Origin of the sequence: Amycolatopsis sp. NPDC004169 (genome assembly GCF_040610315.1) — a bacterium.
In the GTDB taxonomy this organism is placed as follows: domain Bacteria; phylum Actinomycetota; class Actinomycetes; order Mycobacteriales; family Pseudonocardiaceae; genus Amycolatopsis.
On record NZ_JBEXMD010000022.1, the window covers coordinates 96,889 to 123,272 of the forward strand.

The 26,384-nt window shown below is 73.0% G+C and carries 29 protein-coding genes; 13 read left to right on the forward strand and 16 right to left on the reverse strand.

All coding sequences use genetic code 11. The features are described 5' to 3' along the window. The first annotated feature begins 20 nt into the window (after window positions 1-20). Window positions 21-767 carry an ABC transporter ATP-binding protein gene (locus tag ABZX11_RS27520; protein WP_354918055.1) on the forward strand — a complete coding sequence of 249 codons (747 nt, stop codon included), beginning with the start codon at window positions 21-23 and terminating at the stop codon, window positions 765-767. On the opposite strand, the gene ABZX11_RS27525 is transcribed toward ABZX11_RS27520, so the two are convergent. Genes ABZX11_RS27525 through ABZX11_RS27535 form a run of 3 tightly spaced genes read right to left on the reverse strand, consistent with a single transcriptional unit; the run spans window position 753 to window position 5,312 of the window. After that, on the reverse strand, window positions 753-1,838 hold the full coding sequence (locus tag ABZX11_RS27525) for a glycosyltransferase family 1 protein (RefSeq protein ID WP_354918058.1): 1,086 nt from the start codon (window positions 1,836-1,838) through the stop codon (window positions 753-755). The genes ABZX11_RS27520 and ABZX11_RS27525 overlap by 15 nt on opposite strands. After that, complete coding sequence (locus ABZX11_RS27530) at window positions 1,831-4,344, reverse strand: glycosyltransferase (RefSeq protein WP_354918061.1); 2,514 nt, start codon at window positions 4,342-4,344, stop codon at window positions 1,831-1,833. Before ABZX11_RS27530 ends, ABZX11_RS27525 begins: the two co-directional genes overlap by 8 nt. 32 nt (window positions 4,345-4,376) lie before the next feature. Continuing rightward, the gene (locus tag ABZX11_RS27535) at window positions 4,377-5,312 is read right to left on the reverse strand and encodes a glycosyltransferase family 2 protein (RefSeq protein ID WP_354918064.1); all 936 of its coding nucleotides are present in this window, start codon (window positions 5,310-5,312) and stop codon (window positions 4,377-4,379) included. A 9-nt stretch (window positions 5,313-5,321) separates the two neighbouring features. On the opposite strand from ABZX11_RS27535, the gene ABZX11_RS27540 reads away from it, so the two are divergent. Then, on the forward strand, window positions 5,322-6,398 hold the full coding sequence (locus ABZX11_RS27540; protein WP_354918067.1) for a glycosyltransferase family 1 protein: 1,077 nt from the start codon (window positions 5,322-5,324) through the stop codon (window positions 6,396-6,398). 150 nt (window positions 6,399-6,548) lie between these two features. Beyond that, window positions 6,549-7,697, forward strand: coding sequence for a glycosyltransferase family 1 protein (locus tag ABZX11_RS27545; protein ID WP_176173012.1), 1,149 nt, complete (start codon window positions 6,549-6,551; stop codon window positions 7,695-7,697). Window positions 7,698-7,807: 110 nt separating this feature from the next. On the opposite strand, the gene ABZX11_RS27550 is transcribed toward ABZX11_RS27545, so the two are convergent. Then, window positions 7,808-8,344, reverse strand: coding sequence for a hypothetical protein (locus ABZX11_RS27550; protein ID WP_354918070.1), 537 nt, complete (start codon window positions 8,342-8,344; stop codon window positions 7,808-7,810). A gap of 183 nt (window positions 8,345-8,527) precedes the next feature. Here ABZX11_RS27550 and ABZX11_RS27555 point away from each other — a divergent pair, with 183 nt between their 5' ends. Further along, entirely contained in the window at window positions 8,528-9,388 is an 861-nt protein-coding gene (locus ABZX11_RS27555; RefSeq protein WP_354918073.1) for a glycosyltransferase family 2 protein, read from the forward strand. Here the strand turns inward: ABZX11_RS27555 and ABZX11_RS27560 are convergent. Then, complete coding sequence (locus ABZX11_RS27560) at window positions 9,385-9,843, reverse strand: hypothetical protein (protein ID WP_176173010.1); 459 nt, start codon at window positions 9,841-9,843, stop codon at window positions 9,385-9,387. The genes ABZX11_RS27555 and ABZX11_RS27560 overlap by 4 nt on opposite strands. Before the next feature lie 141 nt (window positions 9,844-9,984). Between ABZX11_RS27560 and ABZX11_RS27565 the strand changes: the two genes are divergently transcribed. Then, window positions 9,985-11,073 (forward strand): NDP-sugar synthase, encoded by a 1,089-nt coding sequence (locus tag ABZX11_RS27565; protein ID WP_354918076.1) that lies wholly within the window; start codon window positions 9,985-9,987, stop codon window positions 11,071-11,073. Window positions 11,074-11,077: 4 nt separating this feature from the next. Then, the gene (locus ABZX11_RS27570) at window positions 11,078-11,974 is read left to right on the forward strand and encodes a DNA-3-methyladenine glycosylase 2 family protein (RefSeq protein ID WP_354918079.1); all 897 of its coding nucleotides are present in this window, start codon (window positions 11,078-11,080) and stop codon (window positions 11,972-11,974) included. A 45-nt stretch (window positions 11,975-12,019) separates the two neighbouring features. Here ABZX11_RS27570 and ABZX11_RS27575 read toward each other — a convergent pair whose 3' ends face one another. Genes ABZX11_RS27575 through ABZX11_RS27605 form a run of 7 tightly spaced genes read right to left on the reverse strand, consistent with a single transcriptional unit; the run spans window position 12,020 to window position 16,789 of the window. Next, the gene (locus ABZX11_RS27575) at window positions 12,020-12,373 is read right to left on the reverse strand and encodes a hypothetical protein (protein WP_354918082.1); all 354 of its coding nucleotides are present in this window, start codon (window positions 12,371-12,373) and stop codon (window positions 12,020-12,022) included. Continuing rightward, window positions 12,373-12,738, reverse strand: coding sequence for a GntR family transcriptional regulator (locus tag ABZX11_RS27580; protein ID WP_176173006.1), 366 nt, complete (start codon window positions 12,736-12,738; stop codon window positions 12,373-12,375). Before ABZX11_RS27580 ends, ABZX11_RS27575 begins: the two co-directional genes overlap by 1 nt. Continuing rightward, entirely contained in the window at window positions 12,735-13,151 is a 417-nt protein-coding gene (locus ABZX11_RS27585) for a hypothetical protein (protein ID WP_176173005.1), read from the reverse strand. The genes ABZX11_RS27580 and ABZX11_RS27585 overlap by 4 nt, the downstream gene beginning before the upstream one ends. Before the next feature lie 27 nt (window positions 13,152-13,178). Continuing rightward, window positions 13,179-13,724 carry an NUDIX hydrolase gene (locus tag ABZX11_RS27590; protein WP_176173004.1) on the reverse strand — a complete coding sequence of 182 codons (546 nt, stop codon included), beginning with the start codon at window positions 13,722-13,724 and terminating at the stop codon, window positions 13,179-13,181. Continuing rightward, window positions 13,721-15,115, reverse strand: a complete 1,395-nt coding sequence (locus ABZX11_RS27595; protein ID WP_176173003.1) for a coenzyme F420-0:L-glutamate ligase — start codon at window positions 15,113-15,115, stop codon at window positions 13,721-13,723. Before ABZX11_RS27595 ends, ABZX11_RS27590 begins: the two co-directional genes overlap by 4 nt. After that, a complete protein-coding gene (gene cofD / locus ABZX11_RS27600) occupies window positions 15,051-16,040 on the reverse strand; it encodes a 2-phospho-L-lactate transferase (RefSeq protein ID WP_354918087.1) in 990 nt (329 codons plus the stop codon). Before cofD ends, ABZX11_RS27595 begins: the two co-directional genes overlap by 65 nt. Beyond that, window positions 16,037-16,789 (reverse strand): GNAT family N-acetyltransferase, encoded by a 753-nt coding sequence (locus ABZX11_RS27605; RefSeq protein ID WP_176173001.1) that lies wholly within the window; start codon window positions 16,787-16,789, stop codon window positions 16,037-16,039. Before ABZX11_RS27605 ends, cofD begins: the two co-directional genes overlap by 4 nt. A gap of 60 nt (window positions 16,790-16,849) precedes the next feature. Between ABZX11_RS27605 and ABZX11_RS27610 the strand changes: the two genes are divergently transcribed. From ABZX11_RS27610 to dapC, 3 genes are all read left to right on the forward strand, one after another. After that, window positions 16,850-17,023, forward strand: coding sequence for a hypothetical protein (locus ABZX11_RS27610; protein ID WP_093948723.1), 174 nt, complete (start codon window positions 16,850-16,852; stop codon window positions 17,021-17,023). A gap of 108 nt (window positions 17,024-17,131) precedes the next feature. After that, a complete protein-coding gene (fdxA, locus tag ABZX11_RS27615) occupies window positions 17,132-17,452 on the forward strand; it encodes a ferredoxin (protein ID WP_003083029.1) in 321 nt (106 codons plus the stop codon). Continuing rightward, a complete protein-coding gene (dapC, locus tag ABZX11_RS27620; RefSeq protein ID WP_354918091.1) occupies window positions 17,449-18,543 on the forward strand; it encodes a succinyldiaminopimelate transaminase in 1,095 nt (364 codons plus the stop codon). Before fdxA ends, dapC begins: the two co-directional genes overlap by 4 nt. Window positions 18,544-18,694: 151 nt before the next feature. Here dapC and ABZX11_RS27625 read toward each other — a convergent pair whose 3' ends face one another. Next, window positions 18,695-19,312: a TetR/AcrR family transcriptional regulator gene (locus ABZX11_RS27625; RefSeq protein WP_354918094.1), complete on the reverse strand. Its 618-nt coding sequence runs from the start codon at window positions 19,310-19,312 to the stop codon at window positions 18,695-18,697. A gap of 81 nt (window positions 19,313-19,393) precedes the next feature. On the opposite strand from ABZX11_RS27625, the gene ABZX11_RS27630 reads away from it, so the two are divergent. Further along, complete coding sequence (locus tag ABZX11_RS27630; protein WP_354918097.1) at window positions 19,394-20,806, forward strand: FAD-dependent monooxygenase; 1,413 nt, start codon at window positions 19,394-19,396, stop codon at window positions 20,804-20,806. A 2-nt stretch (window positions 20,807-20,808) separates the two neighbouring features. On the opposite strand, the gene ABZX11_RS27635 is transcribed toward ABZX11_RS27630, so the two are convergent. From ABZX11_RS27635 to ABZX11_RS27645, 3 genes are read right to left on the reverse strand one after another with little or no spacing between them, the layout of a single operon-like run. After that, the gene (locus tag ABZX11_RS27635; protein ID WP_354918100.1) at window positions 20,809-21,741 is read right to left on the reverse strand and encodes a CHAD domain-containing protein; all 933 of its coding nucleotides are present in this window, start codon (window positions 21,739-21,741) and stop codon (window positions 20,809-20,811) included. A gap of 28 nt (window positions 21,742-21,769) precedes the next feature. Then, a complete protein-coding gene (dapD, locus tag ABZX11_RS27640; protein WP_354918102.1) occupies window positions 21,770-22,753 on the reverse strand; it encodes a 2,3,4,5-tetrahydropyridine-2,6-dicarboxylate N-succinyltransferase in 984 nt (327 codons plus the stop codon). A gap of 28 nt (window positions 22,754-22,781) precedes the next feature. Then, window positions 22,782-23,213: a hypothetical protein gene (locus tag ABZX11_RS27645; protein ID WP_354918105.1), complete on the reverse strand. Its 432-nt coding sequence runs from the start codon at window positions 23,211-23,213 to the stop codon at window positions 22,782-22,784. Window positions 23,214-23,236: 23 nt separating this feature from the next. Here ABZX11_RS27645 and dapE point away from each other — a divergent pair, with 23 nt between their 5' ends. The 3 genes from dapE to ABZX11_RS27660 all read left to right on the forward strand — a co-directional run bounded on the left by dapE (window position 23,237) and on the right by ABZX11_RS27660 (window position 26,353). Then, on the forward strand, window positions 23,237-24,307 hold the full coding sequence (gene dapE / locus ABZX11_RS27650; RefSeq protein WP_176172994.1) for a succinyl-diaminopimelate desuccinylase: 1,071 nt from the start codon (window positions 23,237-23,239) through the stop codon (window positions 24,305-24,307). 126 nt (window positions 24,308-24,433) lie between these two features. After that, window positions 24,434-25,225 carry a DUF3152 domain-containing protein gene (locus ABZX11_RS27655; protein WP_354918108.1) on the forward strand — a complete coding sequence of 264 codons (792 nt, stop codon included), beginning with the start codon at window positions 24,434-24,436 and terminating at the stop codon, window positions 25,223-25,225. A 21-nt stretch (window positions 25,226-25,246) separates the two neighbouring features. Further along, window positions 25,247-26,353 (forward strand): NADAR family protein, encoded by a 1,107-nt coding sequence (locus ABZX11_RS27660; RefSeq protein ID WP_354918111.1) that lies wholly within the window; start codon window positions 25,247-25,249, stop codon window positions 26,351-26,353. The last annotated feature ends 31 nt before the right edge of the window (window positions 26,354-26,384 follow it).

Consider the following 26,384-nt stretch of genomic DNA (forward strand, 5'->3'; position numbering starts at 1 on the left):
AGCTGCGGAGGGGTGGCAGCATGGTGCGCATCGAGGTGGAGAACGCCTACGTCGACTTCCCGATCTTCGACGCCAAAACCCGGTCGCTGAAGAAGCGCGTGCTCGGCAAGGTCGGCGGGAAGATCGGCACGCAAGCCAAGACGCCGATCATCGAAGCCCTGCAGGACATCACTTTGTCGCTGGCCGAAGGCGACCGCGTCGGGCTGGTCGGCCACAACGGGGCCGGCAAGTCCACCCTGCTCCGGCTGCTCTCCGGCATCTACGAGCCGACGCGGGGCCGCACCCGGGTCGTCGGCCGGATCGCGCCGGTGTTCGACCTCGGCGTCGGGCTGGACCCCGAGGTGTCCGGCCGCGAGAACATCCTGATCCGCGGCCTGTTCCTCGGCATGAACCGCGCGCAGATGGAAAAGCGCGTCGACGACATCGCCGAGTTCACCGAACTCGGCGACTACCTCCACCTGCCGCTGCGCACCTACTCGGCGGGCATGCGCGTGCGGCTCGCGCTCGGCGTCGTCACCACGATCGACCCCGAAATCCTCATCCTCGACGAAGGCCTCGGCGCCATCGACGCGGCCTTCCTCGCCAAGGCCCGTGCCCGGCTGGTCGCCCTCGCCGAGCGGTCCGGGATCCTCGTCTTCGCCTCGCACTCCGACGAACTGCTCGGCGAACTCTGCACCGACGCCCTGTGGATGGACGAGGGCCGCATCCGCCGCAGTGGCCCGCTCGACGACGTCCTCGCCGCTTACAAAGGGTCAGTGGCGCCCTGAGGCCAGCCGGTACGCGCCCACCGTCAGCTCCGCGCACGTGCGCCACGTGAAATTCGCCGCGTGGGCTCGTCTCGATGCCGAGGTGGCCACCGCGTGCGGGTCCGTCACCGCCGTTCGCAACGCTTCCGCCAAGCCGTCCACGTCGCCGTACGGGACCAGGCTCGCGCACTCGCCCGCCACCTCGCGCAGGGCCGGGATGTCCGTGCAGACCACCGGGACGTCCGAGGCCATCGCCTCCAGCACCGGCAGCCCGAAGCCCTCGTCGCGCGAGGGGAGCACCAGGGCCGAGGCGCCAGCCACCACCGTGCGCAGGTCCACATCGGACAGATAGCCGGTCTGGAACCGGCGGGGGCCGCGGGGGAACGGTCCCGGGCCGGCGAACACCAGGTCGGGCAGGTCCGGCGCCGCCTCGTGGGCGCGGGTCAGCCAGTCCAGGCCCTTGCGCGGGCCCGCCGCGCCCGCGAACAGCAGGTACTTCGCCGGCAGGCCGAGCCGGGCCCGGCGCTCGTCGTCCGGGGGGCGCGCGGTGAACCAGGCCGGGTTCACGCCCAGCGGGGTCACCACGATCTTCTCGCGGGAGACGTCGAGGCGCTCCGCCACCGCGTCCGCCACCGCCGCCGTCGGGGTGCAGATCACGTTCGCGCGGCGGGCGCCGCGGCGCACCAGGGCCGGGAGCTCGCGGTCGCTCGGGGCGAGCTCCGCGGGATTGTCCAAAAAGGCCAGGTCGTGGATCGTCACCACGCCCGCCGCGCGCAACCGGCCCGGCAGCACGAAGTTCGTCCCGTGCACCACGTCGGTCGGGCCGGCGAACAGCTCCACCGGCGGGAAGTCCGAGCGCAGCCACGCCATCCGCAGCAGCCGCGCCGCCACCGGCATCCCGCGGGCACGCGCGCCGTACGGGAGCACGTGCCGCAGCCGCCGCCAGCCGCGCAGGGTGAACGCCACCGCGCGCGTGTCGACCTCCGGGATCGACACCAGTTCTTCGCTCAGCGCGGCCGTGTACCGGCCGATCCCGGTGCGGGCGCCGAGCAGCGGGGTTCCGTCGAGGAGGACGCTCAGTGACCTAGCCACGGCGGAGCCGTTGCTTCGCGACCTTCACCGCACGGCCACCCACGCGGCGGGCCAGCTCCGCGGGCCCGCCGGCGTCGAGGTATTCGCGGATCAGGTCCAGGTCCCGCCGCAGCATGGCCCGGCCGCGCACCGGCGGCGTCGTCACCAGGTCCGCGGACCCGGGCAGCCGGTCGGCCGCCGGGCGCGGGTCGCGGCAGAACTCCACCAGCGGCTTCAGCGCCTCGGGCCACGCGAACCGCTGTGCCACGACCGCGAGCCGCTCGACGCAGCCCGCGGCGAACTCCTCGTCGTACAACGCCTTTTCCAGCGCGTCCGCCAGCGCGGCGTCGTCCTCGGCCGGGACGACGACACCCAGCCGCTCCGCCCGGACCAGGTCGGCGAAACTGTCGCCGTCGGTGGTGACGATCGGCAGGCCGGCCCACAGGTAGTCGAGGACGCGGGTGCGGAACGCGAACGTCGTCTCGACGTGCTCGTAGTGCGTGGTGACGCCGCAGTTCGCGTCGAGCAGCCAGTTCTGCCGCTCTTGGTAGGGCACCCACTGCTCGTTGAAGTAGACGTGCTTGCCGGTCAGCCCCAGCGAATCCGCCAGCCGGATCGTCCGGGTGCCGATGTCCATCTCGGCGACCTCGGGGTTCGGGTGCTTCATGCCGAGGAACACCAACCGGACGTCGCTGCGGCGGCGGCGCAGCTTCTCGATCGCGCGGACCAGCGTCAGCGGGTCGAACCAGCTGTACACCCCGCCCGCCCACAGCACGACGTGGTCGGTGCCGCCGATGCCCAGCGACGAGCGCAGCCCCGGCCCGGTGCGCACCGGCGCTTCCGGCGGCAGGCCGAACGGGACGACCGCGAGCAGCGACTGCGTCGTCGGGTCGGCGTCGTAGAGGCGCGGCGAAAGCCGGCCCAGCGCGGCGAGGTGGCCGAGCCAGAAGTGCCGCTGCCGCTCGGACGCGCAGAGGAAGAAGTCGCCGCGCTCGAGCTGGGCGTCGAGGACCCGGGTGACGCCGGCGAGGTCGGCCGCGCGCCGGTCGTCGGGGACGCCCTTGCCCTGCTCCAGCAGCTCCAGGTGCATCGGGTCGTACAGGTCGGCGACGACGATCTTGCCGCTGTGCTGCTTCTTCAGCGAGGGCGCCAGCTCCAGCACGTGCCCCTGCAGGACGACGACGTCGGCCCAGGCGATCGGCCCGTCCAGCTCGCGGTGCTTGCCCGCGCTGACCCGGAACGGCGCGGGCGGCGGCGTGGCGAGCGGGTTGGTGGTGATGAGGTGGACGTCGTGTTCGGCGGCGAGCGCGAGCGCGATGTTCCAGGCGCGGATCGCCGGGCCCGCCATCCGCTCGGTGAGCGCGTCGCCGGTGATCACCAGGATCTTCCGGCGCTGCCCGAACGCCTTCTCGATGCCGAACGCCTCGACGAGGATGTCGTGCGCGGCCAGGTACCGCGGCAGCGGGTAGGCGGGCTCCAAGGCCTTGCGCAGCAGGGGAAGCAGGTCGGCGTCGGTGCGGACGCGGGCGGCCTGCTCGACCGCGCGGGACTCGGCCAGCGACGGCAGCTGTTCGACGAACTGGTCGATGGCCAGCAGCCCGGCGAGCGTGGTGCGGGGGACGGCGACGTCGCCGGATTCGACCGGGCCGACACCGCGTTCGAGGTCGAGCTGGGTGGCGTCCAGCTCGCCGCGGGCGGTGGCCCGGCGCACGGCCAGTGCGAGCGCGGCCGGCAGCGCGCGGGCCAGCGTCTCGTCGGAGAGGTTCTTGTAGAGCGAGGCCAGGGCGTTGCGCTCCAGGAGGAACGTCTCGCGGCCGGTCTCGGGTGCGTCGACCGACGCCATCGTGGCGTGGTGGCGGTGGAACGCCCGCGACTCCGGGACGTACCGGACGCGCCAGCCGCGCAGGTTGAGCCGCCAGCCGAGGTCGACGTCCTCGTAGAACATGAAGAACCGCTCGTCGAAGCCGCCGAGCTCGGCGAACACGCCCGCCCGGACGAACAGGGCCGAGCCGGTGCCGAACAGGACGTCCTTGGCGACCTCGTGCTCGGCCGCCGGGACGTCGGCCAGCGGCGCGCCGGCGTGGCGCTTGTAGCCCATGCCGAACCAGGTGAGGCCGCCGTCGACGAAGTCGGTGCCGGTGCCGTTCCAGTCGAGGACCTTGCTGGCCACGGCGGCGACGCCGGGCTGGGCCCGCAGCTCGGCGACGGCGGCGGAGACCCAGCCGGGCGCCGGGCGGGCGTCGTTGTTGAGGAAGGCGAGGACGGTGCCCTTCGCGTGCTTCGCGCCGAGGTTGCAGCCGCCCGCGAACCCGGTGTTGCGGCCGGCTTCGACGACCTGGGCCTGCGGGACGGCCTCGCGGATGCGCGCGGCTTCGGCTCCGTTGCCGGCGGAGTTGTCGACGCAGATCAGCTCGAGCTCGGGGTAGTCGTGCTCGGCGAGCGCGCGCAGGCAGGTGATCGTGTCGTCGGCGCCGTGGTAGTTGACCACGATCACCGAGACGAGCGGTTGCGGATCCCCCTGCGCCAAAGCCAGCTCCTGTCGTCGGATTGCCAGCAAGCTTAAAGGCCCGCCCATGCCTCCCAGACCGCGCCTCGGCCGAGCGGCGCGTGGCGGGTGATCTTGCGGCGTGCCCGCAACGTCGCAGGTAACCGCAAGGCGACCTCGGCCAGCACCCGGCAGCGCAGGCCGAACCGGAAGTTCGCCGCCGCCGGGCGCCCCGGCCGCAGCGGCAGCACCGCTGTCAACACGGCGAAGCGGACCAGCTGGTTCACCGCGACGCCGCCCGGCGCGCAGCGCAGCAGCATGAGCAGCCGGTTGCGCTCGTTCCAGCGGTGGAACTCCGGCGAGCCCAGCTCGCTGCTGACGCCGTGGGCGTGCCGGACGCGGGCCTCCGGCGCTGCGACGACGTCCCACCCGGCCAGCCGCAGCCGCCACGCCGTGTCGGTGTCCTCGTAATAACAGAAGAATCCGGCCGGGACGCCGTCGACCTCGCGCAGGGCGTCGGTGCGGAGCAGGGCCGCGCCGCCGCAGAAGCCGAACACCTCGCCGGTGGGCTCGGCGACGTCGGCGCCGTGGCCGTCCGCGGTCAGCCGGACGCCGGCGGACTGCGTGGTGCCGTCGGGGCGCACGAGCCGGGACGTCGCCGCGGCGGCCAGCGGGGCCTCCTCCAGGGTGTCTTCGAGCGTCGCGAGCCAGTCCGGCGCGGGTTCGGCGTCGTCGTTCAGCCACGCCATGAACGGCGTCCGGAGCTGCCCGGCGGCGACGGCGAGGGCGCCCGCGTAGCCGGCGTTGCGCGGGAGGCGGAGCACCTCCGGGCGCGACGGGTGGGCCGCGAGCAGGGCGGCGGTGCCGTCGTCGGAGGCGTTGTCGACCACGAGCGTCCGATGTGGACGCGTCTGCGCGGCGAGCGCGTCGAGGCAGGCCGTGATCTGCCCGGCACCCCGCCAGGTCACGACTACCACCGTGGTGGCGGGATTCGCGGTCACGTCCCGCACAATAGCCGCGTGCCCGAACTGGTCGTGCTCGCCGAGCAGCTCCTCGCGCCCGTGCCCGGTGGCACCGGGCGCTACACGGCCGAGCTGCTCCCCGCGCTCGCGAAGACCGCGCCGCCGGGCTGGACGGTGTCCAGCGTGGTCGCGCGGCACGCCGACGTGGACGCGGCACGGCTGGACGGCGTCGACGGGCCGCGGGTGCTGCGGATCCCGCCGCGGGCCCTGGTCGCCGCGTGGCAGCTGGGCCTGCGCTGGTGGCCGGGCGGAGACGCGGTGCACGCGCCGACGCCGTTCGCGCCGCCGCGCGCCCCGGCCGGGAAGACGCTGAGCGTGACCGTGCACGACACCGTGCCGTGGACCCACCCGGAGACGCTCACCGCGCGCGGGGTCAGCTGGCACCGGTCGATGATCGCGCGGGCCGCGCGGCGGGCGTCCGGCCTGGTCGTGCCGACGCGGGCGGTCGCCGACGAGCTCGCGGTGCTCATCGACGTCGACGTCCCGGTGCGCGTGGTGCCGCACGGCGTGCGGGTGCCCACCGGCGACGCGGACCTGGAGCTGCCGGCGCAGTACGTGCTGGCGGTCGGCACGATCGAGCCGCGCAAGGGCATCGACGTGCTGATCGACGCGGTCGCGGCGCTGGACGGGGTGATGCTCGTGCTGGCCGGCCAGCCGGGCTGGGGCGGCGTCGACCCGGTCGCGCTGGCGGCCGAGCGCGGCCTGCCGGTGGAGCGGCTGCGGGTGCTCGGGAAGGTGTCGGACGCCGAGCTGGCGACCGCGCTGCGGCACGCGAGCGTGCTGGCCGTGCCGAGCCTGGCCGAGGGGTTCGGGCTGGGCCTGCTGGAGGCGATGGCGGCGGGGGTCCCGGTGGTGCACACCGACGTCCCGGCGCTGGAGGAAGTGGCGGGCGGAGCCGGGCTCGTGGTGCCCCGCGGGGACGCGGCGGCGCTGGCGGCGGCGCTGCGGGAGGTGCTCGGCTCGCCGGCCAAGGCGGCGGAGCTGACCCGGGCGGGGCGCGAGCGGGCGCGGACCTTCACGTGGCGCCGGGCGGCGGAGGCCGTGTGGGCTATCCACCGGCGGGCGCACGACTGAACCTTGTTCTGGTCAGGCCGGCGCTACGGACCCGCAGCCCAGCCACCTGAAGTGACTCTTGCGCCGGCCGACGGCAGAACAAGGTTCATCGACCAGCCCGGTTTGCCAGTTCCTCACCAACGGCCTGGGGTGCCGCCGTACTCTGCTGGGGTGAGCGATGACCCCCGGGTCCTGATCGATGCGACCGCGGTTCCCGCGGACCGCGGCGGCGTCGGCCGGTACGTCGATTCGCTCGTCGCCGCCCTCGACACGGACGGGGCCCGGATCACCGTTGTCTGCCAGCCCCGTGACCTGCAGCTTTACGATCGCCTGGCCCCGCGTTCCCGGGTGGTGCCCGCGTCACCGGCGACGACTACCCGAACGGCCCGGCTGACCTGGGAACAGGCGACGCTGCCCCGGCTGACCCGCCGCCTCGGCGCGGACGTCGTCCATTCACCGCACTACACGATGCCGCTGGCGACCTCGGCGGCCTCGGTGGTGACGCTGCACGACGCGACGTTCTTCACCGACGCCGTGCTGCACTCGTCGGTGAAGGCCCGCTTCTTCCGCGCGTGGACGGCAACGGCGTTGCGGCGCGCGACGCTGTGCGTGGTCCCCTCGGCGGCGACGGCGTCGGAGCTGGCCCGCGTCGGCCCGGTCCGGCACGCTTCGCTGGAAGTGATCCACCACGGCGTCGACAGCGAGCGCTTCCACCCGCCGTCCCCGGCCGAGATGGCGGCGGCGCGGGCCGCGATCGGCCTCGGCCGGACGCCGTACGTGGCGTTCCTGGGGGCGCTGGAGCCGCGCAAGAACGTGCCGGCGTTGATCCGCGGGTTCGCGCGGGCGGTCGCCGGCCGCCCGGACGCGCCGGCGTTGGTGCTGGCCGGCCAGCCGGGGTGGGACACGCAGGTGGAGCGGGCGCTGGACGCCGTTCCGCACCGGCTGCGCGTGATCCGGGCAGGGTACCTGCCGTTCGGGACGCTGGCGGGGTTCCTCGGCGGGGCCGAGCTGGTGGCGTACCCGTCGCTGGGGGAGGGGTTCGGGCTGCCGGTCCTGGAGGCGATGGCCTGCGGGGCGTGCGTGCTGACCACGCGCCGGCTGTCACTGCCGGAGGTGGGCGGCGACGCGGTGGCGTACTGCGGAGTGGGCGCGGGAGACGTCGCGGCGGCTTTGGGTGAGCTGCTGGCGGACCCTGGTCGGCGGGCAGAGCTGGCCACGGCGGCGCAGCAGCGCGCGAAGGAGTTCTCGTGGGCTACGACCGCGGAGCGGCACCGGGAGGCGTACGCCAAGGCGTGGTCCCGCCACCTCCGCACCCGCTGACTTGATCGGGTCGTGGTCGGCGATGGTAAACTGGCCGTGCGAGGCCCCGGTGGGGCCGAGTATGAAAGCCCGTGACGCGTCCGGACGGTCGTCTCGCGGGCTTTTCGCTGTCATCCCGCCTCGAAGCGCTCCGCGATCACCGGGCTTGCCCGCCGTCGCCAGTCGCCACCTGCACCGAAACACCACGCCACCGCGTCCGAGATCCAGAGCAGGGGCTCGGCCGTCGAGTCGACGTGCTCGTAGGTGAGTTCGGTTTTCGACGGCCGAAAGCCCAGCGCTCGTTGCAGTGTCTGGCGATCGTGCCCGTCGCGGTGATCGCGTGAGTCGAGGACCAGCCGGTGAGCCTGAAGCCCGAGAAGCTGCTCCGCCAGGAGCGTGAGACAACGCTGGCGGGCGGTCTCTTCTGTCTTGGGTGCGCACGTCGAACGATAAAGCCGCGCGGTTACCGGCATTCCGGCCATCCGGTCGATGAGCATCCTCCGGCGCGGTTCTTTTTCCTTCTTGAAGTGCAGCTCGCGGGCTCCTCGAAGCAGGAGTGATGACAACGCGCGCCGTGTGGTGGTCAGGTGGGCGGGCTCCACGATCGTGGCGCACAGCAGGTAGCTGCCGCCGCGGGCCGACTCGTCGACGAAGGCGTGCACCGTCATCGCGCCATCATCGCGCGAACACTCGCACACTCGGCGATCGGGCCGGTACTTTACGTGATAGCACGCGGTGTGTCGGCTTCCTGATCACGCGTGTCGGCGGTTCCGTCGCCGCCGGATTTCTTGCATCGTGCTGCTGGGCCGGGGCACCCGATTCACCCTCGGTGACGCGTGGACAATGGCCGGGTGACTGAGCAATCCCGCTATGGCGACGGTGTCGGCGTCGTGACCGTGACCTACTTCTCCGAGGACACCATCGAGCGGTTCCTCGACACCCTCGAGAAGGCCACCGAGCGCGAGGTCAGGGTGGTCGTCGCGGACAACGCGTCCGTCGAAGGCGCTCTCGAGCAGGTCACCTCGCGGCGGAAGAACGTGCAGCTGCTCACCATCGGTGAGAACGTCGGTTACGGGACCGCCGCCAACCGGGGGGTCGCCGAGCTCGATGACTCCTACGGGTGGGTCGTCGTCGTCAACCCGGACCTCGAATGGGAGCCCGGGTCGCTCGACGCGCTGCTCGAGGTCGCCGGGCGGTGGCCGCGGGGAGGCGCCTTCGGGCCGCTCATCCACGATCTCGACGGCACCGTCTACCCCTCCGCGCGGCTGCTGCCGTCCTTCGGGCGCGGGATCGGGCACGCCCTCTTCGCGAAGGTCTGGCCCGGCAACCCCTGGACCAGGCAGTACCGGCAGGAGACCGGCACCCCGGCCGAGCGCGTCTCGGGCTGGCTGTCCGGTTCGTGCCAGCTGTTCCGGCGGGAGGCGTTCGACTCCGTCGGCGGCTTCGACACGCGCTACTTCATGTACTTCGAGGACGTCGACCTCGGCGACCGGCTCGCCAAGGCCGGCTGGCTGAACGTCTACGCGCCGTCCTCGCGGGTCACCCACGAAGGCGGGCACTCGACGTCGCAGGCGTCGAAGAAGATGCTCGCCGCCCACCACGCCAGCGCCTACCGGTACCTCGCCGACCGGCACCCGGGGCTCGTCTGGAAGCCGGTGCTGGCCGCCGTGAAGCTCGGCCTCGCCCTGCGGCTGAAGCTGGAGACCCGCTAGATCCCGTCGAGCCGGCGCGAAAGGTCGGACTTGCCGATGTTCTGAGTCACCGTCGGCACCAGGCCGGTGTCCTCCGGCTCGGGCTCCTTCAGCGGGCTCGTGATCTGCTCGGCCTGGGGCCGGCGGGACAGCGGAGCGGGCTTCGGCAGCGGCGTCGTCGGCGAAGGCGTGTTCAGCGGGGTGGTCTGCTGCTGGCGGCGGCCGCCCTGGACCTCCATCCGGCGCGTCGGGGCCGAGCCGGCCAGCGGGTGGTCGTTCTCCTCGATCAGCGACGCCGGCAGCTGCGTTGTCGTGTCGGGGTCGCGGCTGCGATCGAGACCGTCGATCTGCGCGCGCGGGATCTGCTGGGTGTTCGCCGAGTCCATCGGTGACGTCGCGCGGTCGGGTGTCACGACGAACACACCGCGCGCCTGGGCTCGTGCGAGCAGGGCGTCCGCCCGATCGCGGGGGTCCATCCCCTCGGCCTCCCGACTGACCCGGGGCCCTCTGGGGAAAGGCCCGCCTGTTTCCTGTCTAGGGTAGGCCCTCGGGGCGAGCTCCGTCAGGGTTTCCCGCGGCTTGTCGCTCAGCGGTGCGTGATACAAGAGGAGATTTCCGTGACGTCCGAGGTCCGAAGCGACGCTGTCGACGCCGTCGTGCTGGTCGGGGGCAAGGGCACCCGCCTCCGTCCGTTGACGCTGTCGGCGCCGAAGCCGATGCTCCCGACAGCCGGGACGCCGTACCTGAGCCACCTGTTCTCCCGCATCCGCGAGGCCGGCATCCGGCACGTCGTGCTGGGGACGAGCTACCGGGCGGAGGTGTTCGAGGAGTACTTCGGCGACGGCAAGGCCATCGGCCTGGACCTGGAGTACGTCGTCGAGGAGGACCCGCTCGACACCGCGGGCGCGATCCGGAACGTCTACGACAAGCTGCGCGCCGAGCACGTGATCGTCTTCAACGGCGACATCATCTCCGGCTCGGACCTCGGCGAGCAGCTGCGGGTTCACCACGAGTCCGCGGCCGACGTCACGCTGCACCTGCAGCGCGTGCCGGACCCGAGCCGGTTCGGCTCGGTGCCGACCGACGAGACCGGGCGGGTCCAGGCGTTCCTCGAGAAGACGCCGAACCCGCCGACCGACCAGATCAACGCCGGCTGCTACGTCTTCCGCCGCCCGGTGATCGAGGCCATCCCGACCGGGCGCCGGGTCTCGGTGGAGCGCGAGACGTTCCCGCAGCTGCTGGAGCAGGGCGCGCACATCCAGGGCTTCGTCGACAGCTCGTACTGGCTGGACGTCGGCACGCCGGAGGCGTTCGTCCGCGGCTCGGCCGACCTCGTGCGCGGCCTGGCGCCGACGTCGGCGCTGCCCGGCCGTCCCGGTGACTTCCTGGTGCTCGACGGCGCGTCGGTGGCCGAGGACGCCCAGCTCAGCGGCGGTTCGACGATCGGCGTCGCGGCCGTGGTCGGCTCGGGCGCGAAGGTCGACGGCTCGGTGCTGTTCGACGGCGCGGCGGTGTCCGAAGGCGCGATCGTCGAGCGTTCCGTGCTCGGCCACGGCGCCCGCGTCGGCGCCGGCGCGGTGCTGCGCGGCGTGGTGCTGGGCGACGGCGTGTCGGTCGGGGCCGGCTGCGAGCTGCTCGACGGCGCCCGCGTCTGGCCGGACGTCGTCCTGCCCGACGGGTCCGTCCGGTTCTCGAGCGACGCGTAAGCCGATGTTCTGGCGTCCCGCGTTCGAAGTCGACCTGGGCCGGGTCCTGGGTCCGCTGAAGCGCGGCCGCGGGTCGCTCAACATCCTCACCGACGAGCGCGGCATCACCTGGCTGGCGTCGAACACGCCGGACGGGCCGGGCACGCTCGCGCTGCGCCGCCTGTCCGACGGCCGGATCGAGGCCGCGGCCTGGGGCCCGGCGAAGGACCGCCTGCTGGGCGGGGTACCGGCGCTGCTGGGGGCGAACGACGACGATTCGGGCTTCGTCGCGCACCACGACGTCGTCGCGCGCGCCCGCCGGGCGAACCCGGGCCTGCGCCTGGGGGCGACCGGGGTGGTGTGGGACTGGCTGGTGCTGGCGGTGCTGGAGCAGAAGGTGACGGGCAAGGAGGCGATCCGCTCGTGGGCCGAGCTGTGCCGCCGGTTCGGCACGCGCCCACCGGGCCCGGCCCCGGAGCGGCTCCGGCTGCCGCCGGCCCCGGCGCAGGTGCTGGCGCTGCCGGACTGGCACTGGCACCGCGCGGGCGTGGACATCAAGCGGCGGACGGCGCTGGTGAACGCGGCCCGGATCGCCCCGCACCTGGAGCGCGCGGTGGAGCTGGGCGGGCTCGAGGGACGGCACTGGCTGCGCCAGGTCCCGGGCATCGGCGTGTGGACGGCGGCGGAGATCGCCCAGCGCGCGTGGGGCGACCCGGACGCGGTGAGCTTCGGCGACTACAACATCCCGTCGATGGTGGGGAACGCGGTGCTGGGCACGAAGCTCGACGACGCGGGGATGGCGGAGGTGCTGGCCCCGTACGCACCGCAGAGGCAGCGGGCGGTCAGGTATCTGGAGGCGGCTGGGTTCACGCGGCCGAGGTTCGGGCCGCGGATCGAGTTGCGGGACTACCGCGCGATGTGAGGCGACGCGCACCGGTGGGTGAAAGCGCGTCGGCCCCTTCGGGGCTTACTGCTGCGGATAACCACCCGGCGGCGGGTACGGCGGCTGCTGCCCCGGGAATCCGGGCGGCTGCTGCCCGGGGTAGCCCTGCGGCCCGCCGAATCCGTCCTGCGGCCCGCCGAAACCCTGCTGCGGCCCCGCGAATCCCTGCTGCGGCGGATACCCCGGCGGCTGCTGCCCCGGAAAGCCCTGCTGCCCCGGAAACCCTTGCTGCGGCGGGTAACCCGGCTGCTGGTACCCCGGGTACTGCGGCGGATAAGGCGGCTGCTTCGGCTTGTTCCCGTTCACCACCAGCAGCACCACCCCGACGATGCCGGCGATCACCACCAGCAGGATCAGCAGCGTCAGGACGCTCAGCATCAGCCGTTCCCCTCGTCGAGTGCCGCGCGGACGATCGACAGTGCCTCGGCGTCGGCCAGGCCGAGCTTACGGGTCGTCTTCGCGTACTCCGCCGCCGCCTGCTGGGCTCGGCGGCGGGTCTGGTCGCCCGCCGCCGCCACGAAGCTGCCCGCGCGGCCTCGGGTTTCGATCAGGCCCGCCTCCTCCAGCTCCCGGTACGCCCTGGCCACCGTGTTCGGCGCGATGCCGAGGTCGGCCGCCAGCTGCCGGACCGTGGGGAGCTTCGTGCCCACCGCCAGGCTGCGGTCGTTGATCCGGGTCGCCAGCCCCGACCGGACCTGCTCGAACGGCGGGACCGGCGAACCGCTCTCGAAGGGGATGATCACCAGCTCTGCGGACCCGCTCCCGGCCCCGGCAGCTGCTGCTGTTGCTGCGGGAACGACGGCCCCTGCGGCGCGTACTGCTGCGGCGACGGCGGGTACCCCGGCTGCTGCTGCGGGAATCCCTGCGACGGCGGCGGGTACCCCGGCGGCGCGAACCCCGGCTGAGCAAAGCCCTGCGAAGCCGGGAACCCCGGAGACGGCGGCGGCGCGAACCCCTGCTGCGGCGGGAAACCCGCGTTCGGGAAGTTCCGCTTCATCGCCTCCTCACGGCGCATCTTCGACACCCGCACGATCACCGCGATGACGAACACGATGATCCCCAGCACGATGAGCCCGAGCACGACGTACCCGAACACGCCGGTGTCACCGCCGCCGCCGGAGTGGTAGTGCACCCGCTCCGGGAACTGTGTAGCCATGTGGTCCCTCCCTGTCCGCGGACCAGGTTATCGCCCGGCACCGACAGGAACGGCGGCTTTCACCAGATCGGCGAGATCCTCCGACCCCTCCGGCAGCGCGTCCACGGGCCACCACCGCAGGTCGTCGGACTCGTCGCTGCGCACCGGCGACGCACCCGGGGGCGCGTGCACCGCGAACCGGACGTCGAAGTGGCGGGTGGGCACGCCGAGCGAGCACGTGATCGGGTGGACGTCCAGGTGCACCGGCTCCGGCGAAAGACGCAGCCCGGCCATCCCGGACTCCTCGGTGGCCTCCCGCAGCGCCGCGCCGGCCAGTGACGCGTCCGACGGCTCGCAGTGCCCGCCGAGCTGCAGCCAGCGGCCGACCCGCGGGTGCAGCGTGAGCAGCACCCGCGTGCCCGTGTGGTCCAGCACCACCGCCGACGCCGTCAGGTGCCCGGCCGCGCAGGACCTCTGACACGCGTCCTCGCGGGCGGCCAGGAACCCGAGGAACGCCTGCCGCAGCGATTCCTGCGAAGCGACCTCGGGCCGCCACGACGAAAGCACCGAGACGGCGTCCGCGTGCAGGCTCACAGCTCCAACAGCCCTTCGCCCGGCGAAACCGGGCCCCGCGGGGCCGGCGGTTCCAGGGGGACGCCGATCGCCACCGAACCGAGCGGCTGCCAGCGTTCGTCCAGGCCGAGGACGTCCCGGACGAGGTCCGCGGCGAAGATCGTCGACCCGATCCAGCACGAGCCCAGCCCCTCGGCCGCCAGCGCGACCAGCAGGCCCTGGACCGCGGCCCCGGCGGCCACGGTGAACATCGTCTTCTCGCAGTCGTTGCGGCGGGCGTCGCGGTAGGTGTGCGCGCCGTCCGGGACGAGGAACGGGATCACCACCTCCGGGGCCCGGTACAGGATGTCGCCGCGGCTGAGCCGCTTCGCGATCTGCTCCTCGGTGAACTCGTCGCCCGCCAGGTCCGCCCGCCACGACTCGCGCATCGCGTCCAGGAGCTGCTTGCGCGTTCCGCCGTCGCGCAGCCAGACGAACCGCACCGGGTGCGTGTGGTGCGGCGCGGGCGCGGTCAGCGCCGAACCCACCGCCCGCCGCAACGCGGCCGGGTCCACCGGCTCGTCCGCGAACTGCCGCACCGAACGCCGCGACGGGACGGCTTCCCGCCGGCCCTGCGCGATCGCCTCTTCGGTGCCGAGCCGGAACAGGTCCTCCTCCAGCGGGCGGACCAGGTCACGGGCGGTCGAGCCGTCGTCCTCGATGAGCAGGCCGCGCACGACCGCCACCGGCGTCCCGCCGAGCTTGCCCTTGACCAGGTCGGCGGCCGCGGCGAGCTCGTCGGCGACGGCGACCTCGGTGACGGCCAGCTCGTTGCCCTGCCCGTCGACCTCACCGCGGTAGGCGTGCAGCACGCGCAGCCCGGACGAGCCGATCGCGGCGTCGGTCTGCCCGACCCGCCAGGCGCGGCCCATCGTGTCGGTGACGACGACGGCGACCTCCACGCCGAGGCGTTCCCGCAGCCCGTTGCGCAGCGCCAGCGCCGAAGCGTCCGGGTCGGCGGGCAGCAGCGCCACCTCGTCACCGGCCACATTGGACGCGTCGATGCCGGACGCGGCCTGCACGATCCCCAGGTGGTTCTGGGTGATCACGGTCCGCGCGATCCGCGCGACCACCCGCACGGCCTCCTGCTCGACGAGCTTCCGGCGTTCGGCGTCGCGGGCTTCGGGGTCCGACGGCACGCGGATCAGCCTGCCCTCGGTCTTGGAGACGATCTTGCTGGTCACGACCAGGACGTCGCCGGAGCGCAGCCAGGGTGCGGCGGCCACGATCGCGCCGGTCAGGTCGTCGCCGGGGCGGAACTCCGGCAGCCCGGTGACGGGCAGGATCTCCAGCTTGGGGGAGGCGTGGTCACTCAACGGGGGCTCCGGCCAGTTCCAGGGCGGCGCGGGCCATCGCCGCGGTCGCGTCCACATCGGACATCAGCAGCGGGACGTCGCGGACGGTCACGCCCGGCACGTCGGCCGTCTCGCCTTCGGCGATCAGCCAGCCGTCGAGCACGCCGCCGTCCTTGCGCGAGCCGTAGTGCCGGCCCACCGCTTCGGCCGACGTCTCGACGCCGATCGCGTCGAGGCACGCGTCGGCCATCCCGCGCAGCGCCTTGCCACCGATGATCGGCGACACCCCGACCACGCCCGCGGACGTCTTGCGCAGCGCGTCGCGCACGCCCGGCACGCCGAGCACGGTGCCCACCGAGACCACCGGGTTCGACGGCGCGAACAGCACCGCGTCCGCGTCCTTGATCGCCTCGAGCACGCCCGGCGCCGGCTTGGCCTCGTCGGCCCCGACCGCGACGATCGAGTGCGCCTTCGGCTCGGCGCGGTAGCGCACCCACCACTCCTGGAAGTGGATGGCCTTCTGCTGGCCGTCCTGCTCCGGGTCGTCGATCACGACGTGCGTCTCGACGCGGTCGTCCGACATCGGCAGCAGCCGGACGCCGGGCTGCCAGCGGTCGCACAGTGCCTCGGTCACGGCCGAGAGCGGGTAGCCCGCGCGCAGCATCCGCGACCGGATCAGGTGGGTGGCGATGTCCTTGTCGCCGAGCCCGAACCAGTCTGGGTCGGCGCCGTAGGCGGCCAGCTCCTCCTTGACCACCCAGGTCTCGCCCGAGTGCCCCCACCCGCGTTCCTTGTCGATGCCACCGCCGAGGGTGTACATGCAGGTGTCCAGGTCGGGACAGATCCGCAGCCCGTGCATCCAGACGTCGTCGCCGGTGTTGACCAGCGCCGTCACCTCGTGCTCGGACTCGGAGGCACCTTCCGGGGCCATGCCCAGAGCCGCCTTGACACCCAGCAGGAAGCGGGCCCCGCCCACTCCGCCGACCACTACCACGATCTTCACGACGTCGAATCCTCGCACGAGCCGGGTGCAGGCACCCAGTACCGGTATCTGTGGCGCGGGACGTAGCCGAGTCCCGCGTAGAGCGCGAGCGCGCCCGTGTTCCCCTCCGCGACCTGCAACACCGAGTGGACGGCCCCGTGTTCCGCACCCCACGTCCGCACCGCGCCCATCAGCGCGGACGCCAGCCCGCGGCGGCGGAACACCGGGGCGACCTCGAGCCGGCCGACGTGCAGCCAGTCCTCGACCACGGCCCCGCGGACGACGCCGGCGAGGGTGCCTCCGGCGGTCGCGGCGCCGTAGCCGACCTTGCCGCCGGTCAGCACCTGCCGGGCGGCGGGCGAGTCCTCGCCGGGCCGCACCACCAGCTCCCACCAGCCCGGCGGCGGCTCGTCGCGCACGGTGACGCCCGGGGTGGCCGGCGCCGGGTGCAGCGGCGCGGTCAGGACGACGACCTCGTGGCCTGCTCCGTGCCCGGTGGCCGGCACCCAGCCCGCCGCGGCGATCGCGCGCTCGTTCGGGCTGTCCCTGACCACCTGCACCATCGCCGGGATCGCCCGGTCGTGGGCGAAATCACACACCGCGCGCAGGGCCTCGCCGAGCGGGCGATGCGGGTCGCCGACGGCGAGTGCGCTGTTGGCGCGCCCGGTGAAGCCGTCGGCCCAGCGCAGTCGCCACTCACCCAAGGGATCCTCGACCAGGGGTGGCCATGCTTTGCTGCACGTGATTTCCAGCTTCTCGGCGGCGTTCACCGCTAGATTGTGACGGAGGCGGTGAAAGTCGCGGGAGCGGATTTCGGCAGGAGGCGGGTCGTGGGTATCCAGCGCAAGGACGAGCGGCACAACGAGAAGCTGGTCGACGAGATCGCCGAAGGGTTCAACCGAGCAGTGGGGGAGAAGAAGACCGAAGACGAAGCCCCGAAGCCGCGCTTCGTCATCACCGGCGACGCACGGGCGACCCCGCCCCCGCGCCGCCGCCAGAGGTGAGCCCGTACCCGGAGTATGGCTAAGGCTTGCCTCACCGACCGAACGGGTGCCGTCGCCGCGTAATGTCGGCACCGACTGGCTGTTTGCAGAGAAAAGCAGGAGTGCGCAGTGACCTACGTGATCGCCGAGCCCTGCGTCGACGTGCTCGACAAGGCGTGTATCGACGAGTGCCCCGTGGACTGCATCTACGAGGGCGAGCGGATGCTGTACATCCACCCGGACGAGTGCGTCGACTGCGGCGCCTGCGAGCCGGTGTGCCCGGTCGAGGCGATCTACTACGAGGACGACGTCCCGGACAACTGGTCGGACTACACCAAGGCGAACGTCGACTTCTTCGACGAGCTGGGCTCGCCCGGCGGCGCGTCCAAGGTGGGCAAGACCGCGCACGACCCGGCCTTCATCAAGGCGCTGCCCCCGCAGGGCGAATGAACCGGATCGCACTGCCCGACTTCCCCTGGGATTCGCTCGCCGAGGTCAAGGCCACGGCGCAGGCGCATCCCGGCGGGGTCGTCGACCTCTCCATCGGCACGCCGGTCGACCCGGTCCCGGACGGCATCCGCGCGGCGCTCGCGTCGGTCTCCGAGATCCCCGGGTACCCGACGACCCACGGCATCCCGGCCCTCCGGGAAGCCGCGCGGGGAGCGCTTTCGCGGCGGCACGGTGTCGACGGCATCGAGCCGGACGCCGTGCTGCCGACGATCGGGTCCAAGGAGGCCGTGGCCTGGCTGCCGCGGCTGCTCGGCTTCGGTCCCGGCGACGTCGTCGTCATCCCGGAGCTGGCCTACCCGACGTACGAGGTCGGCGCGCTGCTGGCCGGCGCGTCGATCCTGCGGGCCGACAGCACGCTCGCGCTCGGCCCGCAGAAACCGGCGATGCTCTGGCTGAACTCGCCGTCCAACCCGACCGGCCAGGTGCTCCCGGCCGAGCACCTGCGCAAGGTCGTCGCGTGGGCGCGCGAGCGGGACGTCGTCGTGGTCTCCGACGAGTGCTACCTGGCGCTCGGCTGGGAGAGCGAGCCGCGCTCGGTGCTGCACCCGGACGTCTGCGACGGCCGAACCGACGGGCTGATCGCGGTCCACTCGCTGTCGAAGTCGGCGAACCTGGCCAGCTACCGCGCCGGGTTCCTGACCGGCGACCCGCGGCTGATCAGGCAGCTGCTGGAGGTCCGCAAGCACGCGGGCATGATCGTGCCGCGCCCGGTCCAGGAGGCGATGGTCGCCGCGCTGACCGACGACGAAGCACTGGAGATCCAGCGCGAGCGCTACGCCCGCCGCCGGCTCGTCCTGCGGAAGGCGTTGCTGGACAACGGCTTCCGCATCGACCACTCCGAAGCGGGGCTCTACCTCTGGGCCACCCGTGACGAAGACGCGGCCGCGACGGTCGCGTGGCTGGCCGAGCGGGGGATCCTGGTCGCGCCTGGAACCTTCTACGGCCCGAAGGGCGGCCGGCACGTGCGCGTCGCGCTGACCGCGACGGACGAGCGCGTGGACACCGCCGTGGAGCGGCTGACCGCGGGCTGAGCGATCGGTCCACCGGCCCAGATGCCGACCTGGCCATTGACGATCGAGTCGGGCTGCCTCAAGGTCGATGTAGGCGTCCTGGCCCCGCGATCGCCGGCTCGATCAGCCGGGCGCTCCCCGGCTGATCAGCGCCGTGGCCGGAGGGGCTGACTCAGTAGTCCCGGCCGGTGAGGCCCCGGTAGACGAACCGGGTGAGCAGCTCGATCGCCTCTTCGTCCGTCGGCGGGGTCCACCCGTTCGGCACACCGTGCAGCCACGTTGCCGCGAACGCGTCCACCAGGTTGTAGATCAACATCCCGCAGCGGTCCGGGGACGTCGGCAGCCGCAGGCCGGCTCGGGTGATGTACGCGAGGTGGTCGTCGAGGTCGGCGGCCTGGGATGCGCCGAACTGGGCCAGCGTGCGTGCGAACGACTCGCTGACCATCGCCGCCTGGCGCAGGGCCAGCATGGTTGCGGCGTTGTCGCGGTAGAACTCCCAGTACTGCTTGACGTGCCAGCGCACCGCCTCGGGGCTGCTGAAGTCGGCCAGGTGGTCCTCGCTGTCGGCGCTCTGGTCGCCGGAGGCCGCGATGTCGGCCATCAGCGCTTCGAGCAGCTCCTCCTTGCCCGCGAAGTGGTTGTAGAACGACCCCGCGGCCCGGCCCGCCTCGGCGGTGATGTCGGTGATCTTCGTGTTCAGGTAGCCCTTGCGGGCGAAGACGCGCTTGGCCGCGGCCTTGAGCGCGGCCTCGGTCTCCGCGGCCTTTTCCTTCCGGCTCGTCGCCGTCATCGCCACCTCCCTTGACACGGGACGCTATCAGCGTAATGCTGAATCCAGATTCACTGAATCACGATTCACTGGGAGGACGACATGGACACTCGCGTGCTGATCGCCGGAGCCGGGCCGACCGGGCTGACGCTGGCCATCGAGCTGGCGCGACGGGACGTCGCGGTGCGGATCATCGACAAGGCTTCGGAGTACTTCGTCGGCTCGCGCGGCGACGGGATGCAGCCGCGCACGCTGGAGGTGTTCGAGGACCTGGGCGTGCTCGACGCGGTGCTGGCCGCGGGCATGGCCCCGGTGCCGATGAAGATCCACCTCGGCGGCGAGGTGGTCGGCGAGCGGGTGATGTTCGACCCGGTCGAGCCGACGCCGTCGCGGCCGTACCCGACCGGCTGGTTCCTCGGCCAGTCGCAGACCGAGGGCATCCTGCGCGACCGGCTGGCCGAGTTCGGCGTGCGCGTCGAGCTGGACACCGCGCTGACCGGCTTCGAGCAGGACGCCGACGGCGTCACCGCGACGCTGAGCACGGGCGAGACGGTCCGCGCGGAGTACCTGGTCGGTGCGGACGGCGGCAAGAGCTTCGTGCGCAAGACGCTGGGCATCGCGTTCGAGGGCACCACGGACGAGTCGATCCGGATGCTGCTCGGCGACGTCGTGGCCGAGGGGCTCGATCGCAGCTACGGCCACTGGTTCGCGACGCCGGACGAGCCGATGAGCGGCATGATGTTCAGCCCGCTGCCGGGCACGCCGCACTTCCAGTTCGGTGCCGCCCTCGGCGAAGGCGAGACGGACGTCGAGACGGCGTTGCCCGCGGTCCAGGCCCGGCTCGACGCGCTCAGCGGCGGCCAGGTCAAGCTGTCCGACCTGGCATGGTCGACGGTGTGGCGGCCGAACATCCGGCTGGCGGCGAGCTTCCGCGAGGGCCGGGTGTTCCTGGCCGGCGACGCGGCGCACGTCCACCCGCCGACGGGCGGCCAGGGGCTGAACACCGGCATCCAGGACGGCTACAACCTGGGCTGGAAGCTCGCGGACGGCGCACCGGAGCTGCTGGACAGCTACGAGATCGAGCGCCGCACGGTCGCGGCCCGGGTGTTGGGGGTCTCGGCGGGCCTGCTGCAGAAGTACGTCGACGGCGACGACGACGCCCACCGGCGCGGGGAGGACACCCAGCAGCTGGACATCACCTACCGCGGCGGCCCGCTGTCACCGGCGGGCACGGGGGAGCTGCGGCCGGGGGACCGGGCGCCGGACGCGCCGCTGGTGGACGCGAACGGCAAGCGCGTGCGGCTGTTCGAGCTGTTCCGCGGCCCGCACGCGACCGAGCTGGTCTTCGGTGACGGCGCTCCGGGCGAGCACGGCCACCGGATCCTGCCGTCGGGCAGCGTGGCGACCGGAGCGGACCTGGTGGACGAGGGTGGCCACGCGTACGCGGCCTACGAGGCCGACGGCGGGCGGCGGGTGGTGATCCGGCCGGACGGGTACGTCTGGTCGATGTCCTGAGCTCAGGCGTGAAGGGCTTTGGCGGCGGCGTCGACCGCCTTCCACGATGAGCGCCAGACCGCGCGGGCCTCGGCGCGGCGGGCCAGCTCGCGCTCGGCGATGCGGCCCGCCACGAACCCCATCGGGCCGTCCGCCGACTCGATGACCGCGCGCATCCGCTCGGCCGCGACCACCGCGTCCTGGTGGTCGCCCAGCACCGTCTGGAAGTCCTTCGTCGCCTTCAGCAGCTCCTTGATCTTCGCCGCCTGCTTCTTCTTCGCCGACGTCTGGGCCAGCTCGGCCGCGTAGCGCAGCTTCTTGCCGTGGATGCGCAGGGCGTGCAGGTCGTCGTCGGGTGGGTCGGCAGGGAGGGCGCCGACCGCCTTCGCCAGCTTGCGGTGCGGCTTCGCCAGCCCGGTCACCAGGTTGTGCGGGACCTCCTCCTCCGCCGCCGCCTCCGCCCGCGTCAGCAGGCTCACCTCGCGCAGCAACGTCGAATACCGGGCGCTGGACAGCGCCCGCGTCAGGCGCCGCTTCGCCGTGGCGCGCTCGCTGACGAACTTCGACACCAGGCGGTGGCCCGGGGCCTGGTCGCGGACCTCGAAGTCGGCGATGACCTCACGCAGGTGCCCGATCAGCACGTCGTAGTCGCGCACCTCGCCGAGGGACTGGCCGAGCCAGCCCAGCTCCGCGCGCACCGGCTCGGCGCCGGCCCCGACCAGGCGGCCGGAGAGCTTCAGCACGCTGCGCATCCGCCGGAGCGCGACGCGCATCTGGTGCAGGTCCTCCGGGTCCGCGCCGGAGCGGGTGCCCGGTTCGTGGGCCAGCAGCGCGCGGATCTCGCGGTCCAGCTTGGCCCGCACGTGGTGGACCGCCGGATCGGCCGGACGCGCTTCGACGGGCGCGTCCGGCAGGCCCAGCTCGGCGAGGGTGCGGTGCAACGATTCGGTGGCCACCTCATGAATGGTAGGTGAACAACCGACCTCAGTCGTTGGCGTGCAGTGCCGCGTTCAGCTCGACGCCGGCGCCGGTGCGCGGCACGACCTCGACCGCGCCCGTCGCCGAGTTGCGGCGGAACACCGCGCCCGAAATGCCGTTGAGCTCGCGGGCCTTGACGACCTTGCCCTCGACGACGACCTTCGTGCCCGCCGTGACGTACAGGCCCGCCTCGACGACCGTGTCGTCGCCCAGCGAGATCCCCACACCGCCGTTCGCGCCGATCAGGCAGCGCTCGCCGAGGGAGATCGTTTCCTTGCCGCCACCGGAGAGCGTGCCCATGATCGACGCGCCGCCGCCGACGTCCGAGCCGTCGCCGACGACCACGCCGGCCGAGATCCGGCCCTCGACCATCGACGCGCCGAGCGTGCCGGCGTTGAAGTTGACGAAGCCCTCGTGCATCACCGTCGTGCCGGAGGCCAGGTGCGCGCCGAGCCGGACCCGGTCGGCGTCGCCGATCCGCACGCCCGACGGCAGGACGTAGTCGACCATCCGCGGGAACTTGTCGACGCTGTAGACGGTCACCGTGCCGCGCGAGCGCAGCCGCAGCCGGGTGGTCTCGAAGCCCTCGACCGGGCAGGGACCGTGGTTGGTCCACACGACGTTCGCGAGCAGGCCGAACATGCCGTCGAGGTTCTGGCCGTGCGGACGGACCAGCCGGTGCGAGAGCAGGTGCAGCCGCAGGTACATGTCGTGGGTGTCCGCGGGCGCGTCGGCCAGCCGGGCGATCGTGGTGCGGACGGCGACGACCTCGACCCCGCGGTCGGTGTCCGGGCCGAGCAGCGCCACGGCGGCCTCGCCGAGCAGCTCGGTGGCCTCTTCGGCGCTCAGGCGCTCGGTGCCGCCGGTGCCGCCTTCGGTCAGCTTCGGGTGCGGGTACCAGGTGTCGAGGACCGTCCCGTCGGGGGTGACGGTGGCCAGCCCGACGCCGCTGGCGCCGGTCGTTTCGGGGTTCGGGCTCTGCTCGCTCACGACCCTCACCGTAGTGGAGTGACGCGGATCAACCACCCGTGGGCCGCGCGTCTACCTGCTTCTTCAGGCCCGAGAGGGCGGCGGCGATGTCGACCAGCGCCTGCGAGCACGGGCCGCCCGCGGCCGGGACGGTGGTGCAGCCCGCGCTCCGGAACTCCCCGACCGCCTGGTCCAGCCTGGCGGCCTCGGCGGTCAGCTGCGGGTCGCGGTCGTCCGCGCGCTTGCGGGCCGCGCCCGGCACGTTCCCGACCTCCGTGACGTACTTCTCGCAGCCCTTCGGCAGCTGGGTGCGCGGGCTGGCGTAGCACTGGTCGACGGTCAGCGCGTCGAGCTTGGTGGGCAGCGCGTCCGGGCCGGGCTCGCCGCCTTGGCGCGGCGGCGTCGGGCCCGCCTCGTTCCCGCAGCCCGCCAGGACCAGGACCAGCAACGCGCCGCCGACGGCGACCGGGAACTTGGGCACACCCCCACGGTAGCGTGCGGGTCATGAGCCTCGACCTGCACGCCGATCCGGTGGACCTGACCGCAGCGCTGGTGGACGTCTTCAGCGTGTCCGGCGCCGAAGCGGAGCTCGCGACGGCGGTGCAGGAAGCGCTGGAGAAGCAGGCGCCGCACCTCGAGGTCGTCCGCAACGGTGACGCCGTGCTCGCGCGGACGAACCTCGGCCGCGAGTCGCGGGTCGTGCTCGCCGGGCACCTGGACACCGTGCCGGAGAACGGCAACCTGCCCTCGCGGCGCGAAGGCCGTGGCGACGAGGAGATCCTGCACGGCCTCGGCACGGTCGACATGAAGGGCGGCGACGCGGTCTTCCTGCACCTGGCGGCCACGCTGCCGTCGCCGAAGCACGACGTCACCTTCGTCTTCTACGACAACGAAGAGGTCGAAGCGGTCAAGAACGGCCTCGGCCGGATCGAGCGCGAGCTACCCGAGTGGCTGGCCGGTGACCTGGCGATCGTCGGCGAGCCGTCGAACGGCGTGATCGAGGCGGGCTGCCAGGGCACCATGCGCGTCGAGCTGCGGCTTTCGGGCACCCGGGCGCACACCGCGCGGGCGTGGATGGGGGAGAACGCGATCCACGCGCTGGCCGAGCCGCTGCGGCGGCTGGCGGAGTACACGCCGCGGATCGTCGACATCGACGGCCTGACCTACCGCGAAGGCCTCCAGGCGACGGCGATCAGCGGCGGCGTCGCGGGCAACGTGGTCCCGGACGCGGCGGTGCTGACGGTGAACCACCGCTTCGCCCCGGACCGCGACCCGGCGGCGGCCGAGCGGCACCTGCGCGAGGTGTTCGCCGGGTTCGAACTGTCCGTTGTGGACCTTTCGCCGGGCGCGCTGCCGGGCCTGTCCGCCCCGGCGGCGGCGGAACTGGTGGCCGCGGCGGGCGGCCGCGCGGCGGCCAAGCTGGGCTGGACGGACGTCGCGCGCTTCGCGGCCCGCGGCATGCCGGCGGTCAACTTCGGCCCGGGCAACCCGACGTTGGCGCACACGAAGCAGGAGAACGTCCGGACGGCGGAGATCCGGCAGGTCACCGAGGTGCTGCGCAAGTTCCTGGGCTGAGTTCTGTGGTCGTCGTCACACCTGTGGGTGCCGACCTGCGGTGATGCTCCGCGACCGCGGGTCACCGCAACTTTTCCCGGCCGCGGCCCGTATGTCCTTCTGAAGCCGCGCACCCCGGGAGGACCCATGCCGAAAACCGCGAGACGAGCCGCGGCGGTGGCCGTGCTCGCCCTGGCGGTGAGCGGCTGCGGCGGGGAAAGACAGCCGGTCGCCGCGCCCGCGGCCGGGCCGGTCCTCACCGCCATCGGGGACGCCACCTCCGTTCCGCCGCCGCCTGCCGAGCGGGAGCCCGTGGTGCAGAGCGCGCCCGTCATCACCTTTCCGCGCACCGGCTCGGGTCAGTGGATGTTCGTCCCCGGCACAGACGAGGTCACCGGGCAGGCGGGGCGGCTGATGCGCTACCGGATCGCCGTCGAGACCGACATCGACGGCGTCGGCCCCGCCGGCTTCGCCAAGGACATCCGCACCATCCTCGGCGACCCCCGCGGCTGGACCGCGGGCGGCCAGTGGCGCCTGCAGCAGGTCGGCCCGGCCGACAGCGCCGACTTCACCGTTTACTTGGCGACGCCGGCCAGCCGCGACAAGCTGTGCGGCGGCACACCGGACAGCTACACCTCCTGCCGCAACGGCAGCAACGTCGTGCTCAACGTCGCCCGCTGGGCCAACGCCGTGCCGGGCTACGGCGCCCCGCTCGAGGTCTACCGCCAGTACATGGTCACCCACGAGACCGGCCACCGGCTCGGCCAGGGCCACGAGCTGTGCCCCGGCCCGGGCCGCCCGGCGCCGGTGATGGAGCAGCAGACGCTCGGGTTGCACGGCTGCGTCCCGAACCCGTGGCCGTTCCCGGATCCCGGAGGGCGCGAGTACGCGGGCCCCCCGGGCGAGTACAACGACCCGATCCCCGCGGGCGACTCCTGATCAGCCGCTAGCCTCGCCGGTATGCCGGACAGCACTCCGACGTCGCGCACGGTCGGCGACGACGTCGTCGAGGGGCGGCAACGTCTCGTCTTCATCCGCAACAGCAACTACTACGCACTCGGCACGCTCGGCGTCTTCGCGGACGGCGCCGTCCTCTGGAACCACGAAACGACCGATTTCAATGGTCTTCGCGCCGCGTTCGACGACGGCACCCTGACCCTGACCCCACCCGAAGGCGCCCCACTGGTCATCGACGGCACGGCAACGGGAACGGTGCCGGCACTGAAGTCGCGGCTGACCCCCGAGCTGGTGATCGGCGAGCTCGCCGACGAGGTGGACCGGCTCAACGACCGGCCGGACTCCTCCCGGCGTTGCTGGAACGCGGTGCTGGCGTACGCCGCGGATCCGACCGCGGCCCACCTCGAGCTCGTCCGCGAGGCCTACCACGCGGTGCCCGGGCACCGCCGGGTCTTCGTGCTCGGCGACATGGACCACCACGACGTCCCGGTGCGGATCCTGCTCGCCGAGGCAGGCGAAACCATCCCGGCCCGGAACCCGGACCGGACGCTCACGGTGACCCCGGAACTCCGGGAGTGGGCGCTCGGCTACTTCCGCCGGAGCGAGGCCGGTGTCGCCGGAGAGCAGGCGCGGCGGGTGGCGGACGGACCGGAGACGACCGTTCCGCTGGTCGTGGGCGGCACCGTCTACCCGAGCGGCTGGCCCGATCCGGCGGGCCTGGAGGTCCTGCAGATCGACTACCCGGCGGCGGTGACCCACGGCGGCCGGGAGTACGCGAGCGTCATGCACGCCTACTGGGCGCTGTCCACCGATGACACCGGTTGGCACGACCGGATCGCCGCCGCCCCCCGGGGCATCGATGCCCGGAGCCTCGGCGAGGAGGCGCCCCGGCGGGCGGGCTGGCCGGCGGCCCGGCTGGGGGTGATGGCCGCGCTGCTGCGGGACAAGTTCGAGCGCCACCCGGCGATGGCGGAGACGTTGCTGAGCACGGGAGACGCTCGCCTGCGCTACAACGACCGGGGTTCGGAGTTCTGGAGCTCGAGGGGCGCCGACTGGCTGGGCCGGCTGCTGGAACTCGTCCGTTCCGAGCTGGTCACCCGCGAGTGGTGAGGCAGGAACCCGCCTCACCACTCACGACCGC

Bases quoted from the DNA above. Each gene is read 5' to 3' on its own strand.
- ABZX11_RS27520 (WP_354918055.1), top strand. From the start codon at position 21: ATGGTGCGCATCGAGGTGGAGAACGCCTACGTCGACTTCCCGATCTTC.
- ABZX11_RS27550 (WP_354918070.1), bottom strand. From the start codon at position 8,344: ATGACGGTGCACGCCTTCGTCGACGAGTCGGCCCGCGGCGGCAGCTAC.
- ABZX11_RS27560 (WP_176173010.1), bottom strand. From the start codon at position 9,843: ATGGACCCCCGCGATCGGGCGGACGCCCTGCTCGCACGAGCCCAGGCG.
- ABZX11_RS27570 (WP_354918079.1), top strand. From the start codon at position 11,078: ATGTTCTGGCGTCCCGCGTTCGAAGTCGACCTGGGCCGGGTCCTGGGT.
- ABZX11_RS27575 (WP_354918082.1), bottom strand. From the start codon at position 12,373: ATGCTGAGCGTCCTGACGCTGCTGATCCTGCTGGTGGTGATCGCCGGC.
- ABZX11_RS27585 (WP_176173005.1), bottom strand. From the start codon at position 13,151: ATGGCTACACAGTTCCCGGAGCGGGTGCACTACCACTCCGGCGGCGGC.
- ABZX11_RS27595 (WP_176173003.1), bottom strand. From the start codon at position 15,115: ATGTGGACGCGACCGCGGCGATGGCCCGCGCCGCCCTGGAACTGGCCG.
- dapC (WP_354918091.1), top strand. From the start codon at position 17,449: ATGAACCGGATCGCACTGCCCGACTTCCCCTGGGATTCGCTCGCCGAG.
- ABZX11_RS27625 (WP_354918094.1), bottom strand. From the start codon at position 19,312: ATGACGGCGACGAGCCGGAAGGAAAAGGCCGCGGAGACCGAGGCCGCG.
- ABZX11_RS27630 (WP_354918097.1), top strand. From the start codon at position 19,394: ATGGACACTCGCGTGCTGATCGCCGGAGCCGGGCCGACCGGGCTGACG.
- dapE (WP_176172994.1), top strand. From the start codon at position 23,237: ATGAGCCTCGACCTGCACGCCGATCCGGTGGACCTGACCGCAGCGCTG.
- ABZX11_RS27655 (WP_354918108.1), top strand. From the start codon at position 24,434: ATGCCGAAAACCGCGAGACGAGCCGCGGCGGTGGCCGTGCTCGCCCTG.
- ABZX11_RS27660 (WP_354918111.1), top strand. From the start codon at position 25,247: ATGCCGGACAGCACTCCGACGTCGCGCACGGTCGGCGACGACGTCGTC.